At 49.8% G+C, this 249-nt stretch carries 1 protein-coding gene; it reads left to right on the forward strand.

The genetic code is table 11. From position 1 onward, the window contains the following. Nucleotides 1–249, forward strand: a 249-nt coding sequence (locus A7Q09_RS11065) for a methane monooxygenase/ammonia monooxygenase subunit C (RefSeq protein ID WP_244228645.1), incomplete at both ends; no start/stop codon positions are given.

Consider the following 249-nt stretch of genomic DNA (forward strand, 5'->3'; position numbering starts at 1 on the left):
GCTGGGGTAGGATCGATGGTGTATGCAATGACAAGATTGCCTCAATATGCGAAAGCATTTTCAGTACCCTATGCGGTGCTGGTTGGCTCTCCCTTAATGATCTTCCCCAACGTCGGTTTGAACGAATTTGGTCATACCCGTTGGTTTATGGAAGAGCTGTTTGTGGCCCCATTGCACTGGGGATTCGTTATGTTTGGGTGGGGAGCTCTGGCAATTCTTGGCACATGGCTCCAGATTTGCCCAAGAGTG

This window comes from Methylacidiphilum sp. Yel, from assembly GCF_004421185.1.
Taxonomy (GTDB): Bacteria; Verrucomicrobiota; Verrucomicrobiia; order Methylacidiphilales; family Methylacidiphilaceae; genus Methylacidiphilum.